The sequence below is a fragment of the Pseudonocardia sp. Ae331_Ps2 genome (assembly GCF_001932405.1).
Lineage (GTDB): Bacteria > Actinomycetota > Actinomycetes > Mycobacteriales > Pseudonocardiaceae > Pseudonocardia.
On record NZ_MCIM01000001.1, the window covers coordinates 2,061,717 to 2,077,283 of the forward strand.

At 75.0% G+C, this 15,567-nt stretch carries 15 protein-coding genes; 9 read left to right on the plus strand and 6 right to left on the minus strand.

From position 1 onward, the window contains the following. Positions 1-208: 208 nt before the first annotated feature. Positions 209-661: a hypothetical protein gene (locus Ae331Ps2_RS09850; protein WP_075309337.1), complete on the plus strand. Its 453-nt coding sequence runs from the start codon at positions 209-211 to the stop codon at positions 659-661. 17 nt (positions 662-678) lie between these two features. On the opposite strand, the gene Ae331Ps2_RS09855 is transcribed toward Ae331Ps2_RS09850, so the two are convergent. Both Ae331Ps2_RS09855 and Ae331Ps2_RS31095 read right to left on the minus strand, forming a co-directional pair. After that, entirely contained in the window at positions 679-1,029 is a 351-nt protein-coding gene (locus Ae331Ps2_RS09855; RefSeq protein WP_075334022.1) for a DUF6802 family protein, read from the minus strand. Then, on the minus strand, positions 1,019-1,720 hold the full coding sequence (locus Ae331Ps2_RS31095; protein WP_075309335.1) for a hypothetical protein: 702 nt from the start codon (positions 1,718-1,720) through the stop codon (positions 1,019-1,021). Before Ae331Ps2_RS31095 ends, Ae331Ps2_RS09855 begins: the two co-directional genes overlap by 11 nt. A gap of 252 nt (positions 1,721-1,972) precedes the next feature. Here Ae331Ps2_RS31095 and Ae331Ps2_RS09865 point away from each other — a divergent pair, with 252 nt between their 5' ends. Genes Ae331Ps2_RS09865 through Ae331Ps2_RS09880 form a run of 4 tightly spaced genes read left to right on the plus strand, consistent with a single transcriptional unit; the run spans position 1,973 to position 6,494 of the window. After that, positions 1,973-2,938, plus strand: coding sequence for a glycosyltransferase family 2 protein (locus tag Ae331Ps2_RS09865; RefSeq protein WP_226361483.1), 966 nt, complete (start codon positions 1,973-1,975; stop codon positions 2,936-2,938). Between the two features lie 56 nt (positions 2,939-2,994). Beyond that, the gene (locus Ae331Ps2_RS09870; protein ID WP_020622862.1) at positions 2,995-3,993 is read left to right on the plus strand and encodes a glycosyltransferase family 2 protein; all 999 of its coding nucleotides are present in this window, start codon (positions 2,995-2,997) and stop codon (positions 3,991-3,993) included. Continuing rightward, positions 3,986-4,798: a tRNA (guanosine(46)-N7)-methyltransferase TrmB gene (trmB, locus tag Ae331Ps2_RS09875; protein ID WP_075309334.1), complete on the plus strand. Its 813-nt coding sequence runs from the start codon at positions 3,986-3,988 to the stop codon at positions 4,796-4,798. Before Ae331Ps2_RS09870 ends, trmB begins: the two co-directional genes overlap by 8 nt. A gap of 16 nt (positions 4,799-4,814) precedes the next feature. Next, a complete protein-coding gene (locus Ae331Ps2_RS09880) occupies positions 4,815-6,494 on the plus strand; it encodes a nitric oxide synthase oxygenase (protein WP_369804858.1) in 1,680 nt (559 codons plus the stop codon). 10 nt (positions 6,495-6,504) lie between these two features. On the opposite strand, the gene paaI is transcribed toward Ae331Ps2_RS09880, so the two are convergent. Continuing rightward, positions 6,505-6,963 carry a hydroxyphenylacetyl-CoA thioesterase PaaI gene (gene paaI / locus Ae331Ps2_RS09885; RefSeq protein ID WP_020622865.1) on the minus strand — a complete coding sequence of 153 codons (459 nt, stop codon included), beginning with the start codon at positions 6,961-6,963 and terminating at the stop codon, positions 6,505-6,507. Positions 6,964-7,030: 67 nt separating this feature from the next. Between paaI and Ae331Ps2_RS09890 the strand changes: the two genes are divergently transcribed. After that, entirely contained in the window at positions 7,031-7,675 is a 645-nt protein-coding gene (locus tag Ae331Ps2_RS09890) for an NYN domain-containing protein (RefSeq protein ID WP_043277127.1), read from the plus strand. 14 nt (positions 7,676-7,689) lie between these two features. Continuing rightward, on the plus strand, positions 7,690-9,015 hold the full coding sequence (locus Ae331Ps2_RS09895; protein ID WP_075309333.1) for an amidohydrolase family protein: 1,326 nt from the start codon (positions 7,690-7,692) through the stop codon (positions 9,013-9,015). 15 nt (positions 9,016-9,030) lie between these two features. Here Ae331Ps2_RS09895 and Ae331Ps2_RS09900 read toward each other — a convergent pair whose 3' ends face one another. Then, positions 9,031-10,266, minus strand: coding sequence for a D-arabinono-1,4-lactone oxidase (locus Ae331Ps2_RS09900; RefSeq protein ID WP_075309332.1), 1,236 nt, complete (start codon positions 10,264-10,266; stop codon positions 9,031-9,033). Positions 10,267-10,935: 669 nt separating this feature from the next. After that, positions 10,936-11,412, minus strand: coding sequence for a hypothetical protein (locus Ae331Ps2_RS09905; RefSeq protein ID WP_075309331.1), 477 nt, complete (start codon positions 11,410-11,412; stop codon positions 10,936-10,938). Between the two features lie 544 nt (positions 11,413-11,956). Here Ae331Ps2_RS09905 and Ae331Ps2_RS09910 point away from each other — a divergent pair. Further along, positions 11,957-13,333 carry an AI-2E family transporter gene (locus Ae331Ps2_RS09910; RefSeq protein WP_175581818.1) on the plus strand — a complete coding sequence of 459 codons (1,377 nt, stop codon included), beginning with the start codon at positions 11,957-11,959 and terminating at the stop codon, positions 13,331-13,333. A 45-nt stretch (positions 13,334-13,378) separates the two neighbouring features. Next, positions 13,379-14,998, plus strand: coding sequence for an SDR family oxidoreductase (locus Ae331Ps2_RS09915; protein ID WP_075309329.1), 1,620 nt, complete (start codon positions 13,379-13,381; stop codon positions 14,996-14,998). A gap of 131 nt (positions 14,999-15,129) precedes the next feature. Here the strand turns inward: Ae331Ps2_RS09915 and Ae331Ps2_RS09920 are convergent, their stop codons facing one another. After that, on the minus strand, positions 15,130-15,492 hold the full coding sequence (locus Ae331Ps2_RS09920; RefSeq protein WP_020625059.1) for a BlaI/MecI/CopY family transcriptional regulator: 363 nt from the start codon (positions 15,490-15,492) through the stop codon (positions 15,130-15,132). Between the last annotated feature and the right edge of the window lie 75 nt (positions 15,493-15,567).

Here is a 15,567-nt window from a genome sequence, read left to right on the forward strand (position 1 = left end):
TAGGAGCCGCGCCAGATAGGCCACGGTGCGCTCCCCGATCGGGAGGACAGCGGTGTAGGTGACAGGATCAGACATGCAGGACCTCGGTGACGGTGTCGATCTGTGCTGGACCGAACCGATCTACCGGGGTCCTGCCCCGTTCCCGCTCATCTCACCACCCTCGGCGTGTCGCCACGACCTGCCACCCCGCTACTGAGAACACCTCACTGTGGAGGGAACCGGCGGCTATCTCGCGCTGGTCGTGGTCGGTGTCGCGATCACGGTCGGGGTCGGTCAGATCCTGCTGCGCACCGGGCAGCCGTTCCTGGAGGACGTCTTCCAGAGCAAGGAGACGTCGCACTCCATCAACCGGCTGCTCGTGGTGCTGTTCCATCTGCTGACTCTCGGCGTGCTGGGGATGATCTCGGTCATCGACATCGACAGCATCACCGGCGTCCAGCAGATCGTGTTCAAGATCGGCGTCGTGCTGCTGGTCGTCGGGATCGCCTACGGCATCTCGATGCTCGTCCTGCTCCGCATCCGCGAGCGGCGGCGCCAGCAGAAGGTGTCGGCCGACATCGACCGCTCGATCGCCGAGCAGCGCCGCGGCGTCGGCCGGTTCCGGCGCGACGCGAACACCGACAGCGAGGGCCGCACCCCGGCCGAGCAGCCCGAGGACTGACCCCGGGCCCCCGGGACTCAACCGGGGGAGCCGGGCAGACCGGTCACCACGTCGGCGAGACCGTCGCCGTCGAGGTCGGTCCAGAACTCCGGGCCCCGCTCCGTCTCGACGACGAGGGTCTCCGCGACGCCGTCGCCGTCGCCGTCCCGGGCGGCCGGCCCGGACACCGGGACCGACCCCGCGACACCGGACCGGGCCCGGGGCACCCGCACCCACCAGGGGACGGGCAGCGATGCCGCGACAACCGCGCCCGCCAGCACCGTGCTCCCGACCGGCGTCCTGCTCCCGACCGGCGCCGTACTCCCGACCCGCGCCGTACTCCCGACCCGCGCCGTGTTCCCGACCGGCACCGGCAGCTCAGTGCGCACGGGCCGGCTCCCCGGGGCGGCACGACGCCCGCCGCGACACGGCCGGGCCCGTCGACGCCCACTCCGCGGCCGCGATCCACGCCGCCAGCTCGCGGTCCGCGGCGGTCAGCACCGCGTCGCGCACCCGCCGGGCCAGCGCGCGGTCGCGGGCCGAGCGCACCGCCCGCACCCGGGCCGCGACGAGTGCTCCCGCCAGCAGGACGAACCCGGCCAGGGCGAGCGGCGCGCCGGGGCCCGCGACCGGGAGCAGGCGCCCGACCGCCAGGAGGATCGAGAGCACCGACACCGCCGACCCGGACAGGACCGCCCCGGACCATGCCCCGCGCTCCCGGCCCGGTGCGACGGCGAGCGCCCGGGCCGCCGCGGCGGTGAGAGCCCGACCACCCGACAGTGACGCACCGTGAGTGATGTGAATCACTCCAACGCCCTGATGTCGTAGCGCGGTTGCGACTGCACGGCGGCGCAGGACCGGTCCGCTGCGGCGCGCCCAGGCGTCGTCGAGGGTGCGGGCAGGACCGTCGAGCGCGACCGTCCACCACCGGAGGTCGCCGGCCCGGCCCGCGCGCCGGACCGCGTGCGCCGCCAGGCCGTCGACCTGCACCGACAGTGTCGCGAGAAGATCGACACGGGCCTGGTCGAGCGCGGTGCGCAGCGGCGGCCCGATGCTGCCCGAGGGTGGTTCCCGGTCCATGCCCGCCAGTGTCGGGTGGACCGCTCCGGGGCGGATCCGTAGGACTGCGCAGCGGACCCGGGTGATCGCCGTCCCCTTTCATGGGCAAGGGTGAACCGCAGCGTGGACACGGACGAATCAGCCGACCGGGGCAACCCCACGGGCCCGAGGGACGTCCACTGATCGGGCAATACCCAAGACGCCCGACACCAGAACCGCAACCGGACCGTGATCGCGTCGTTGGACGAGTAAGCGGACCTGTATGGAGGAAGTGTGAGCGCCGTTACGCCCGCCCGCCAGACCGTCACGCCCGATGCGAGCGCCCCCGCGCGCCCCGGGCGTCAGAACGGTGCCGGTGCCGGACAGTCGCCGTTCCCGGCGAGCCCTGCCCGACCCGGCGGGCGCGCTCCGCTGGCGTCGCAGCCGGAGGGACCCGAGGGCTTCCGTCGCCCGCGGCCCCGCCCGGCTCCGCGCCGCAGCGCGAACCCGGCGGTGTCGGTGATCGTGCCGACCCGCAACGAGGCCCGGAACCTGGAGATCGTGCTGCCGGCCATCGCCGCGGTGCGGCCGGCCGTGCACGAGGTCATCGTCGTCGACGGCAACTCGACCGACAACACGGTCGCCGTCGCGCGGCGCACGCTGCCCTGGGCGCGCGTCATCACCCAGACCCGCAAGGGCAAGGGCAACGCGATGGCCTGCGGTTTCACCGCCGCGACCGGTGACGTCATCGTCATGTTCGACGCCGACGGCTCGGCCGACCCGAACGAGATCCCGGCCTTCGTGAACGCGCTGGTCAAGGGCGCCGACTTCGCCAAGGGCAGCCGGTTCTGCAAGGGCGGCGGCTCGGACGACATCACGCTGCTGCGCAAGTCCGGCAACGCCGGGCTGAACACCGTCGCGAACCGGCTGTTCGGCACCAAGTACTCCGACCTCTGCTACGGCTACAACGCCTTCTGGGCCGACCTGCTGCCGCAGCTCGAGCTCCCGGACCCGGCGGCGCCGCAGCCCGAGGACGGCTCGATGCTCTGGGGCGACGGTTTCGAGATCGAGACCGTGCTGAACTGCCGCGTCGCCGCGGCCGACCTGACGATCACCGAGGTGCCGTCGGTCGAGCGGGAGCGCATGTTCGGCGAGACCAACCTGCGGACCTTCGCCGACGGCACCCGGGTGCTGCGTACCCTGATGGCCGAGCACCGTCGCATGGAGCAGCGCCGCAAGGCGTCCGGCTACGCCCGCTGACGCTGCTCGTACCGGCCGCCCCCGCCGGTCCGCAGCACCATGAGGAGCGATTGCACGTGAGCGCCCTGCCGACCGCCACCGTGGTCGTCTGCGTCTACACCGAGAAGCGCTGGTTCGACATCAAGGCCGCCGTCGACTCGGTTCTCGACCAGGACGTGACCCCGCTGGAGACGATCGTCGTCGTCGACCACAACGAGCGCCTGCGGGAGCGGGCCGAGCGCGAGTTCGGGCCGCTCGGGGTGGTGGTCGTCGCGAACGAGAAGAAGCAGGGCCTGTCCGGCGCCCGCAACACCGCGGTCGAGCTGGCCTCCGGCGAGGTCGTCGTCTTCCTCGACGACGACGCCGCGGCCCGCCCCGGCTGGCTGCGCGCGCTCCTCGCCCCGTACGAGGACCCGGACGTCATCGGCGTCGGCGGGATCGCCCACCCGAAGTGGCCCGACGGGCGACCGCGGACCCTGCCCGGTGCCGCCCCCGGGGACCCGAACGCCACCGGCGAGCTCGACTGGGTCGTCGGCTGCACCTACACCGGCCAGCCCACCGAGCGCGCGGAGATGCGCAACCTCATGGGCTGCAACATGTCCCTGCGCGCCGAGGTGTTCACCCGCGTCGGCGGGTTCGCCGAGGACATGGGCCGGATCGGCAAGAACCCGCTGGGCTGCGAGGAGACCGAGCTCTGCATCCGGGCCCGGCAGGCCTACGTCGCCGACGGCCGGAACCCGCGCATCCTGTTCGAGCCGCGCGCCGCCGTCGACCACCGGGTGTCCGACGACCGGGTCTCCTGGCGCTACCTGCTGCGCCGCGGCTGGGCCGAGGGCATCTCCAAGGCCGCCGTCTCCAAGGTCGTCGGGACCGGGGACTCGCTGTCCGCCGAGAGCAGCTACACGATGAAGGTGCTGCCCGCGGGCGTGATCCGCGAGGCGAAGGAGCGCAACGCCGCCTCCGCCGTCGCGATCGTCGCCTGCCTCGGCGTCACCACCGCGGGCTACGTCCGCGGCCGGCTGCCCGGCGCCACCGCCCACGTGCGGCTGCCCGCGGGCCGGAACACCGGTGCCTGACCGGGCCACCGCCCCGGAGGCCCCGCACCCGCACGACACCCGGATCCGCTCCTACGTCCACCAGCGCGTCCGGCTCTCCGAGGGTCAGCAGTCCGCCTGGGACCGGCTGTGGTCGACGTGGGGCGCCGAGGTCGACGACGTCGTGGCCGCCGGGGTCTGGGACCCGGCCGCGATGTTCGGCCGGACCGCTCCGGTCGTGCTGGAGATCGGGTCCGGCATGGGCGAGACGACCGCGGCGCTCGCGACGGCCGAGCCGGAGATCGACCACGTCGCCGTCGAGGTCTTCGAGCCGGGCCTGGCCCAGCTGCTCATGCGGATCGAGCAGGGCGGCCTGACCAACCAGCGGCTGCTGCGCGGCGACGCCGTGGAGCTGCTCACCCGGGTCGTGCCGCCGGCCTCGCTGGACGGACTGCGCATCTTCTTCCCCGACCCGTGGCCCAAGCGGCGACACCACAAGCGCCGGTTGATCCAGCCGGACTTCGCCGCGCTGGCCGCGTCGCGGCTGCGCCCCGGCGGCCTGCTGCACCTGGCGACCGACTGGCCGCACTACGCCGAGCAGATGCGCCGGGTGGTCTCCGCGGAGCCGTCGCTGCGCCCGGACGACCGCTTCCCGCTCCGGTCGGACGGCTGGCAGGACCGCCCGTCGTGGCGTCCGGTCACGAAGTTCGAGGACCGGGCCCGGCTGGACGGACGACCGGTTCGTGACCTGCTGTACATCGCCGACCACACCCATGGTGCCGGTGACACACGGAGAGTGACCGACTACGGTCAGGAGCACCCCCGACCCGGATCCCCACCCGAGTGACCCCCGAAGGACGCCCGTGACGACGGTGGAGCACGGCAAGAACTCGCACCCCGCTCCCGCGGCACCGAAGCGGCCGGTCGACCGACCGGCCGGGTTCCGGCCGAGCCCGACGCCCCGCCCGATGACGGGCCCGCCGTCGGGCGCTCCGTCGGGTCCGGGTCAGGGCCCCGGCCAGGCGCCGGAGGAGTCCGCCGTGGAGCGGTCCGGACGGTCGGTGTCGATGGTCCCGCTGGTCGGGCCGGTCGAGGGTCCCGTGCAGGCGACCACCGCGCTGGCGCGGACGGGGGTGGAGGCGACGACGGTCGTCGACCGGCCCTGGATGCCCCCGACGGCGCCGTGGGAACGGGGTCCGGCCCGTGAGCAGGGGCCGCCCGAGTCCGCGCAGCGCCCGACCGCGGGAGGCCGCGAGCACCTCCTCACCCGGGTCGACGGCCCGGGCGCCGCGACCACGGTCGTCCGTGTCACGCCGCCGGCGGAGAACCGGGTCGCATCCCCGGCGGAGGCCACCGGCGGCTGCCCGGTCACCGGGCACGGCCGCTCCGGCGGCCATCCGCCGCCCCCCGGCGTCGCCGACGAGCGGGATCCCGCCCCGGTCGACCCGGCCGCGGCCGAGGAGTTCCTGCGCCAGGTGTACGCGGAGACCGAGCCGGGTGTCCCGCTGGCGGACCGGCTGCGCCAGGTCCGTGCCGAGATCGACCGGTCCGGCACCTACACCCACACCATGCACGAGCTGGTGTTCGGCGCCCGGGTGGCGTGGCGGAACTCCGCGCGCTGCATCGGGCGCCTGTACTGGCAGTCGCTGCAGGTCCGCGACCTGCGCCACCTGCACGACCCGGCCGACGTCGCGCAGGAGAGCGTCGGGCACCTGCGCGCCGCCACCCGCGGCGGGAAGATCCGCTCGACGATGACGGTGTTCGCGCCGGACGCCCCGGGGCGTCCCGGCCCGCGGATCCGCAACGACCAGCTCGTCCGCTACGCCGGGCACCGCAACCCCGACGGCACCGTCACCGGGGACCCCGGCCAGGCCGACTTCACCGACCACGTCGTCGGGATGGGGTGGCCGCAGCCGCAGCCGGCGGGCCGGTTCGACGTGCTGCCGCTGCTGATCACCGGCCCGGACGGGCGGTCCCGGCTGTTCGACGTGCCGCCGGACGCCGTGCACGAGGTCCCGCTGCGCCACCCGGAGCACCCGTGGTTCGCCCGGCTCGGGCTGCGCTGGCACTCGGTGCCCGCCATCAGCAACATGCCGCTGGAGATCGGCGGGGTCGTGTACCCGGCCGCCCCGTTCAACGGCTGGTACCTCGACACCGAGGTCGGCGCCCGCAACCTCGCCGACACCGACCGGTACGACCTGCTGCCCGAGATCGCGAAGCGGCTCGGGCTCGACACCCGGTCGGTGCGCACGATGTGGCGGGACCGGGCGATGGTCGAGCTGGTCCGCGCGGTCACCCACTCCTTCGACGCCGACGGCGTCACCATGGCCGACCACCACAGCGAGGCCGAGCGCTTCATGACCTTTCTGGCGAAGGAGGAGGCCGCGGGACGGCGCTGCCCGGCCGACTGGAGCTGGATCGTGCCGCCGATGTCGGGCTCGCAGACCCCGGTCTTCCACCGCTACTACGACGAGCCCGACCCGGAGCTGCGGCCGGCGTTCCTGGAGCCGCACGGCCTGCGGCCCCGCGACGACCAGGGCTGATCCAGGCTGGTCAGGGCTGATCGGGCCGGGCGGTGACCGGGCTCAGACCCGGTACCTGCCGGGTGCGGCCCCGGAACTCGGCGACGACCGTCCCGTCGGCGGTGCGGACGGTGACGTCGTAGAGCCCGGACCGGCCGCTCGCGGCGCGCTCGACGGCCTCGGCGGTGAGGGCGTCACCCTCGCGCGCCGGGCGCAGGAACGCGATGTCGGCGCCGCTGGCCAGCGCGGAAACGCCGTGGGAGTTGCTGGCGTAGGCCATCGCGGTGTCGGCGAGCAGGAACAGGTAGCCGCCGTGGCAGACGCCGTGCCCGTTGACCTGGTCGGGGCGGACGGTCATTCGCGCCGTCGCCCGCCCGGGAGCGACCGCGACGACGTCGACGCCCGCCGAACGGCTCGCCCGGTCGCCGTCGCGCATGATCGCGGCGGTCCGGGCGGCGACCTGCTCCGGCTCGGCCGGTGGGTTCTCCATGGGGACAGTCTCACCCGCGTGGGCGCCGGGCCGGGCCGGCGGGGCGGCGACGGCTAGGCTCCCCGGCATGAGCAGCGGGACGGGGCAACACGGACGCGGCGTTCCGACGGGTCCGCAGGAGCGCGTGCTGCTGGTGTGGGACGCGCCGAACATGGACATGAGCCTCGGTTCGCTGCTCGGTGCCCGCCCCACCTCGGCCTACCGCCCCCGTTTCGACGCCGTCGGACGCTGGCTCCTGGACCTCGCCGGCCCCGAGGCCGAGGCCGAGGCGTGCGTGTTCACCAACGTCGCCCCGGGCAGCATCGACATCGTCCGGCCCTGGGTCGAGGCCCTGCGCAACGTGGGTTTCGCCGTCTTCGCCAAGCCGAAGACCAGCGACGACTCCGACGTCGACGACGACATGCTCGCCCACATCGGCATGCGCTCGGCCGAGGGCAGGCTGCGCCACGTCGTCGTCGCCTCGGGGGACGGGCGGGCGTTCCGGGAGCCGCTGGAGAAGCTCATCGAGGGCGGCACCGACGTCACGGTGATCGGCTTCCGCGAGTACGCCGGGTTCGCGCTGGCCTCGGAGACGCTGTCGTTCCTCGACCTCGAGGACATCGACGGCGTGTTCCGCGAGCCGCTGCCGCGCGTCTCGCTGGAGACCCTGCCCGACGAGGGCGCCTGGCTGCCGCCGTTCCGGTCGCTGCGCTCGCTGCTCGACCGCCGCTGACCCGGCACGACGACATGACGGTCCTCCAGCGGCTCACCGCGCCGGTCGCGCTGCCCTGCACGCCCGGCTTCCCGGTCGTCCGGGACGCCGTCCTCGACGTCGACGACACCGGCCGGATCGCGTTCTTCGGCGCGGCCGCGGACGCGCCGGCGACCGACGCCGTCGTTCGGCCGCTGCCCGGGCTGCTGCTGCCCGGCCTGGTCAACACGCACTGCCACACCCCGATGTCGCTGCTGCGCGGGATGGGCGGCGACCTACCGCTGATGCGGTGGCTGACCGAGGTCATGTGGCCCGCGGAGGGCCTGCTGACCGAGGACGACGTGCACGCCGGGATGCTCGCGGGCTGCCTGGACCTGCTGCGGACCGGCTGCACCACCAGCGTCGAGATGTACTTCTTCACCGACGCGCTGGCCGACGCCGTCCGCACCGCGGGGTCGCGGGCGGTGCTCACCCCGGGGATCATCGCCGCGCCCGGCTGGGACCGGCTCGGGACCTGGGAGCAGATGCGCGACGACGTCTCCGCCCGGATCGACGCGCACGGCCTCGTCCCCGACGACGACGGCCGGATCGAGCTCGGCTACGGCCCGCACTCGGCGTACACGCTGCCGCCCGGCGCCCTGGAGTCGGTCGCCGCGGCCGCCCGCGAGCGCGGGGCGCTGCTGCACACCCACGTCGCGGAGTCCCGCGGCGAGGACGCCCACGTCCGCGAGGCCCACGGCTCGGTGCCGGCGATGCTCGACGCCGGCGGCGCGCTCGGCGGGCGGGTGCTGGCCGCGCACTCGGTGCACCTGTCCGACGACGACATCGCCGTCTACGCCCGGCACGGCGTCGCCGTCGCGCACTGTCCCGGCTCGAACGCGAAGCTCGCGGCGGGCACCGCCCGGCTGCTGGACCTGCGCCGGGCCGGGGTCCGGGTGGGGCTGGGCACCGACGGCCCCGCCTCCTGCGACGACCTGGACCTCTGGCACCAGGCGCGGCTGGCCGGGCTGCTAGCGCGGGTCGGGGCCGACGACGCCGCCGCCCTCACCGCCGCCGACGTGCTGCTCATGGGCACCGCGGACGCCGCGCACGCGATCGGCCGCGACGACCTCGGCGCGCTGGAGGCCGGGCGGTGGGCGGACGTGGTCCACATCGACACCGACGACTCCGCGTTCGTCGCGCCCACCGACGACGCCCAGCTCGTGTCGAACCTGGTGTGGGCGGGCGGCTCCCGCCTCGTCCGCGACGTGTGGGTGGGCGGCGAGCAGGTCGTCGACGCGGGCGAGCCGACCCTGGCCGACCGCCGCGCGTCGCTCGCCGCGGTGCGGTCGATCTCGGCGCGGCTGCGCGAGCAACTCTGAGCGGTACCGCCGCCGTCAGCGGCCGAGTACCGCCGCGAGGTGCGGGTCGGTGAACCGGCGGTCGGGGTCGAACCGGTCGCGGACGGCCCGGAACGCCTCCCACCCCGGGTAGGCGACGGCGAGCTCGTCCGGTCCCCAGGCGTGCCGGGTGGTCCAGCACGGCCGCCCGTCGGCGTCCTCGCAGACCGCACCGGCGAGCCGGCGGACCGGCTCCTCCGCGGGTCCGCGGGTCCGCAGCCGCAGGTAGGCGGTGTCCCGGCCGGACGCCGGGTGCAGCAGGCCGGTCTCGGCCCGGCCGGTGCGCACCCGCACCGGCCGCAGCTCCCGCCCCCGCGCGGCGACGGCGGCCCCCAGCTCGCGCAGGACGGTCCCGAGGGCGGCACGCGGCACGGCCCACTCGGACAGGTCCGGGTCCCACGGCTGCGGGTCCGGCAGGACCTCGTGCGGCGGCCCCGCCGTACCGGGCGCCCAGCGCTGCGGCGGCGGCCACCCGGACCGCAGCCCCACCCCGGAGGACCACCACGACGACGCCAGCCGCGACACCGCCTGTCCCCAGCCGGCGCGCTCGACCGGACCGGTCGCCTCGGGCTCCGGCTCGGCCCAGCGCAGCACCGTGGACCCGGCGTGCGCCGACGGGCCGATCGCGATGTCGCACTCGGTCCAGGCGTGCTCGACGAGCAGGTCCTCGCCGAGCACCTCGTCGATGCCGACGGCGCGCTCGTGCACCTGCAGCCGGGTGAGCGGGACGGTGCGGAGCTCCACCGCGGTCGCGATGCCGAGCGCACCGAGCCCGCAGCGGGCGGCGTCGAGGTCGGGCCCGGTGACGTCGCGGACGATGCCGCGGCCGTCGACCAGGCGGACGGCGCGGACCTGGTCGGACAGCGAGCCCTCGGCGTGGGCGCCGCCGTACATGCCCAGCCCGGTGGCGCCGCCGATGGTGGCGCGGGGCGCGTCGGGCACGGTGGCCAGTGCCCGGCCGGCGGCGGCGAGGGCGACGCAGAGGTCCGCGACGGTCTCCCCGGCCCGCACCCGCACGGTGTCCTCGCCGATCTCGACGACGCCGGTCAGCGCGGACACGTCGAGCAGCACGTCCTCGGTGCGGACGAGGGGGCCCGGGGCGCGCCCACCGGCCCCGGTGGGCCGGACGGTGGCGCCTCGTTCCGCGGCCCGTCGCACGGCCGTCACGACGCCGGCCTCGTCGAGCGGGCGGTCGGTGCGCCGGGGGCCGGTCGCGGCGGGATCGGTGCTCATCCTTCGCAGGGTAGAACGCCGGGGGGTCACCGTGCGGAACGATTCGTGCACGCGTCGCGGTGCGTCGTACGACCGTCCGGTGGGGCGATGGTGAACGTGGTGACGGGTGTGCCGGATGGGACGATGGAAGCTGCGGCGAATGCCCTCTTGTGACCCGGACGGCCGCCCGATACGGTCACACTCCGTGGTGATCATTTCGCCACGCGAGTCCGGGACGAGGGTGTCCTGCGCTCGGCCCCGTCGTCCTGCCCGGAACCGCGCTCCCCACGGCTCCGGTCGGCTCGACGGCGTCACCGGTGTCGCGCGCGCCGCGCCGGTGGCCTCCGCACGCGCGAGGGCCGGGTCGGTGGTCGGCTCCCTCCGACCATCGCCCCGGCCCTCGCCTTGCGTGCTGACGACCCAGCTCCCCAGCCGGTCGTCACCTCATCCCGCGGTCCCAAGGTGCGTCCGCGGAATGTTCTGGTGCGTCCTCGGCGCTCCCGGTCCCCACCGGTCCTGCCGTGCGGCCGCACGCCCGTGGCGTGCGACTACTCCCCGGGACGCGCCGGGGGTGTCGTGGTTGCCTCGCGTGCCGATCCGACCCCGATCCGGTGCCGAACGGCCGTACCGCGCTGCCCGTACCGGCGGAACGGCCGGGCCGGACGGCCCGCGGTCCGCCGCTCGGGCTGCTCAGGCCGAGCGGGTCAGCCGGTGCCGCCCGGCACCGCCCAGCAGGTCGGCGATCGCCGCCCGGTCCGCGGCACGCTCGATGTCGCGACGGCGGCGCAGCATCGCCATGGCGGCGTCACCCGGTGCGTTCCAGGCGCCGTCGCCCTGCTCCCGGGCCGCGTGGCCGGCCGGCTGCGCCGGGACCGGTGCGGGCTCGGAGTGGAACGCGGCGACCGTGTCGCCGGTCGGCCGGACCGCGCCACCGCGGCGGGTCGTGCGGACGGTGTCGCGGTGCACGCGACGCACGGCGTTGCCGGCGTCCCCGCTCCGCCGGCCGTCCCGCCAGCCCCCGACCGTGAGGGCGTGGAAGATCGGGGTCTCCTCCTGGATCTCCTCGTGCGACTCGTGCCGGCCGGGGAACGGCCAGCTCTCCTGCGCGGCGCGTCGCGCCCGGATCGACGACTCGAGGCCACCCGCAGCGTTGTCGAACTCGTACACCCGCCGTACCTCCTGCTCGCCTGAGATGTGAGGACCCACGGCCTGGTCCGTATCGCGTACATCTCGTACCGCCGTTCAGCCCACTCACCCGGTCAACGGGTGACACCTGAGTGGGGAAACAGGGGTGACAGTTCTCGTGGCGATGTCCCCTCGTACGAGTGGCGCGACCCGTCGGAGACTCTCCGTGTTGTCTACGGAGAGTGTTCATCCGGACTCCTCCTGGAGCAGTCGGTAGCCACGGTCCAGGTTTCGGGGCGTCGGCGGATGTCGGCGACGGACTCTCGCAATAGGCCCGGTGGCCACGATTCGGCACGTCGCGGCCACCACGCGGCGGTGAGTGACCATCTCACCACTCCGTCGTGCCGAGTCCGGTCCGCGGTGTGTCGACTACACGGATGTAGTTCGACGGAGAGTGACAGAGCGGCGAGCGCGCTGCTCCGTCCGATCCGATGCTGGACCGACCGGGGTGGGGTGCGCGGAGGGCCGGGCCGTCACCGGTGCGTGCACCGAGCCGCACCGGCCGGTCCGCCGTACCGTCCGTGCCATGACGGAGCGGACCGGGCGGCCCGCCGCTCCTGCCGGGGGCGGCATCCCGCGCCCACGGCACGACGACGACCCTGCCCATCGCACACCTCACGACGACACCGTGGACCTCCAGGGTCCCGGTGCGTCCCGGACCCACGACGCCACGGCCCACTCCGACGACACGCACCCCGACGACACCGCCGAGCACCACCGCGCCGCCCTCCCCGACTCCGGGGCCGGGTCGCACCTCGCGGACCCGGTGGCGCGGGCCGCCGGACCACGCCACCGCCCCACGCCGCCGGCGGAGATCCCGCGCCCGCTGCGGATCGCCTCCGAGGCCGTCGCCCGGATGCTCGTCATCGCCGCCGGGCTCGCGCTGCTGGTGTTCCTGGTGATCGAGCTGCGGGTGATCGTCGTCCCGATGGCGATAGCGGTGCTGCTGACCGCGCTGCTCGCCCCGCTGGTCCGGTGGCTGCACGAACGGCGGGTGCCCCGCGGCATCGCGACGGCGCTGGTCATGGTCGGCGGCCTGGCCGCGCTCGGCGGGCTGCTGACCGCCGTCGTCAGCACCCTGGTCGACGGCACCGCGCAGGTCGTCGCGGAGGTCACCGACAACGTCGGCTCCCTGCAGGGGCTCGCCGACGCGACGCCGTTCCGGATCGACGTCGGCGTGCTCGGCGACCAGGTGCTGCAGGCGGTGCGCGACAACCAGCAGACGCTGACCTCCGGCGCGGTGACGACCGCCGCGACCGTCGGGGAGATCCTCGCCGGGTTCGCGCTCTGCCTGTTCGCGCTGATCTTCATGCTCTACGACGGCCGCCGCATCTGGGGCTTCGTCCGGCTGCTCGCCCCGCGGGCCCGCCGGTCGCGGGTCGACGTCGCGGCCCGGCGGGGGTTCGCCTCGCTCGTCGGCTACGTGCGGGCGACGGTGCTGGTCGCCGTCGTCGACGCCCTCGGGATCGGCCTGGGCCTGTGGGCGACGGGGGTGCCGTTCGTGCTGCCGCTGGCCGCGCTGGTGTTCCTCGGCGCGTTCGTGCCGGTCATCGGGGCGGTGCTGACCGGCGCCGTCGCCGTGCTGGTCGCGCTGGCGACCGAGGGGCCGGTGACCGCACTGATCGTGCTCGGTGTCGTGCTGGCCGTGCAGCAGCTGGAGAGCCATGTGCTGCAGCCGCTGCTGATGGGCCGGGCGGTCCGTCTGCACCCGCTGGCGGTGGCGCTCGGCGTCGCGGTCGGGGTGGTCGTCGCCGGGATCGCCGGCGCGCTGCTCGCCGTCCCGCTGCTGGCCGTGCTCACCGCCGCGGTGCGGTCCCTGGTCGCGTCGCGCGAGGTCGCGCCGCGGGCGGTGGACCCGTTGCGCCCCCGCGAGGCGAACCCACCGCCCGCCCTGCCCGGCTGAGCGGCACGCCCTGCCGCACAGGGCCTGCGGTGGGATGATCGCGACGTGCGCTATCTCGTGCCGGGTGCGACCGGCTACATCGGTGGGCGGCTCGCGCCCCGGCTGCTGGGCCGCGGTCCCGAGCCCGACCTCGTCCCGGACCCGTCCGCGGGCCCGGTCCACGTGCGCTGCCTGGTCCGCAACCCGGACAAGCTCGCCGACGTGCCGTGGGCCGCCGACGCGGAGATCGTGCAGGGCGACCTGCTCGACCCGGACAGCGTCCGCGCGGCCTGCGAGGACGTCGACGTCGTCTACTTCCTCGTGCACTCGCTGTCGGACTCCGACTTCGCGGCGACCGACCGGCGCGCCGCGCTCATCCTCGGTGAGGCGGCGCGGGCGGCCGGCGTGCGACGGATCGTCTACCTGGGCGGACTGCACCCGGACACGCCGCCCGGCGGGCTGTCGGCGCACCTGGCGTCGCGGGTGGAGGTCGGCGAGACGCTGCTGCGCTCCGGGGTGCCGACGGTCGTGCTGCAGGCCGCGGTGATCCTCGGCTCCGGGTCGGCCAGCTTCGAGATGCTGCGCTACCTCACCGAACGACTGCCGCTGATGATCACGCCGCGCTGGGTGCGGAACCGGGTCCAGCCGATCGCGGTGCGCGACGTGTTGCGGTACCTCATCCGGGTCGCCGAGATCGACGCCCCGGACGCCGAGCTGAACCGCACGTTCGACATCGGCGGCCCGGAGATCCTCACCTACTACGACATGATGCAGCGCTACGCCCGCGTCGCCGGGTTGCCGCGACGCCGGGTGGTCCCGGTGCCGGTGCTGACGCCGTCGCTGTCGGCGCACTGGATCAACGTCGTCACCCCCGTGCCGAAGTCGATCGCCACGCCGCTCATCGAGTCGCTGGTGCACGAGGTCGTCTGCACCGAGGACGACCTCAAGCGCTGGGTGCCGGACCCGCCGGAGGGCCTGATCGGCTACGACCGGGCCGTCGAGCTGGCTCTGTCCCGCATCACCGACGGCGAGGTGGAGACCCGCTGGTCCGGCGCGACCGTGGAGAACGTGCCGTCCGACCCGCTGCCGAGCGATCCGGACTGGGCCGGCGGCGACGTCTACCTCGACGAGCGCGAGCAACCCTGCAACGCGACCCCGGAACGGCTGTGGACGGTCATCGAGGGCATCGGCGGCGAGCGCGGCTGGTACTCGTTCCCGCTGGCCTGGTCGGTGCGCGGCTGGATGGACCGCGCGGTCGGCGGTGTCGGGCTGTCCCGCGGCCGTCGCGACCCACACGACCTGCGCACCGGCGACGCACTGGACTGGTGGCGGGTGGAACGGATGATCGAGCCCGGCGGGCCCCGCCCGGCCGGCAGCGACTGCGGCCCCGAGGAGGGGCTGCTGCGGCTGCGCGCGGAGATGAAGGTGCCCGGCCGGGCCTGGCTGGAGATGTCGGTGCGCCCGCGTCCGGGCGGGTCGGTCTACCACCAGCGCGCGGTGTTCATCCCGCACGGCCTGGCCGGTTACCTGTACTGGTGGTCGGTCGCGCCGTTCCACGGGATCGTGTTCGGCGGGATGGTCCGCAACATCACCCGCACCGCCGAGCGCGACGACGACGGCCCCGCCCCGGCGAGCCGCCGTCCGGCCTGGCTGCGGTCCCGCCCGCAGCGCGACCGGGCGGCCTGACCCGCTCCGGTCCGGGACCCCGACGCCGCCGGCCCCGGTCCGGACCGGACCGGTTCGGCCCCGGGAGGGCGGTGTCGGCCGCACTCGCTCCGCAGGGCGATGTCGGCCGCGATCGGGGGCCGGGGGCGGTGTCAGCCGCGGTCGGGGCTCTGGAGGGCGGCGCGCAGCACGGCGGACTCGCGCTCGGTCACCGAGCGCGCGAAGTGCAGGAGGACCGCCTCGGTGTCGCCCGGACCGTCGAGCAGGTCGCGCAGGGCACGCGCGGTCTCCTCCTCGCGGCTCGCGGCCGGCGTGTAGAGGTAGGCGCGACCCTCCAGCTCACGTCGCACCCAGCCCTTGCGGTGCAGGTTGTCGAGCACCGTCATGACGGTCGTGTACGCCAGCGGACGGGCCGGGGCCAGACGGGCGCGGACGTCGCGCACCCGGCACGGGCCCACACCGCTCCACAACACGTCCATCACGGCGGCCTCGAGCTCGCCGAGTCGACCACGCATGTCCCCTCCCCGGTCCGAGGGTAACCGCAACCCCCCATGCTCCCCCGATCGGTGACCGCGCCTCGGCGGTCGGAC

Coding starts and splice junctions, on each gene's coding strand:
- Ae331Ps2_RS09900 (WP_075309332.1), bottom strand. CDS start 10,266: ATGAGCACCGATCCCGCCGCGACCGGCCCCCGGCGCACCGACCGCCCG.
- Ae331Ps2_RS09920 (WP_020625059.1), bottom strand. CDS start 15,492: ATGCGTGGTCGACTCGGCGAGCTCGAGGCCGCCGTGATGGACGTGTTG.
- Ae331Ps2_RS31095 (WP_075309335.1), bottom strand. CDS start 1,720: ATGGACCGGGAACCACCCTCGGGCAGCATCGGGCCGCCGCTGCGCACC.
- Ae331Ps2_RS09890 (WP_043277127.1), top strand. CDS start 7,031: ATGAGCAGCGGGACGGGGCAACACGGACGCGGCGTTCCGACGGGTCCG.
- paaI (WP_020622865.1), bottom strand. CDS start 6,963: ATGGAGAACCCACCGGCCGAGCCGGAGCAGGTCGCCGCCCGGACCGCC.
- Ae331Ps2_RS09895 (WP_075309333.1), top strand. CDS start 7,690: ATGACGGTCCTCCAGCGGCTCACCGCGCCGGTCGCGCTGCCCTGCACG.
- Ae331Ps2_RS09910 (WP_175581818.1), top strand. CDS start 11,957: ATGACGGAGCGGACCGGGCGGCCCGCCGCTCCTGCCGGGGGCGGCATC.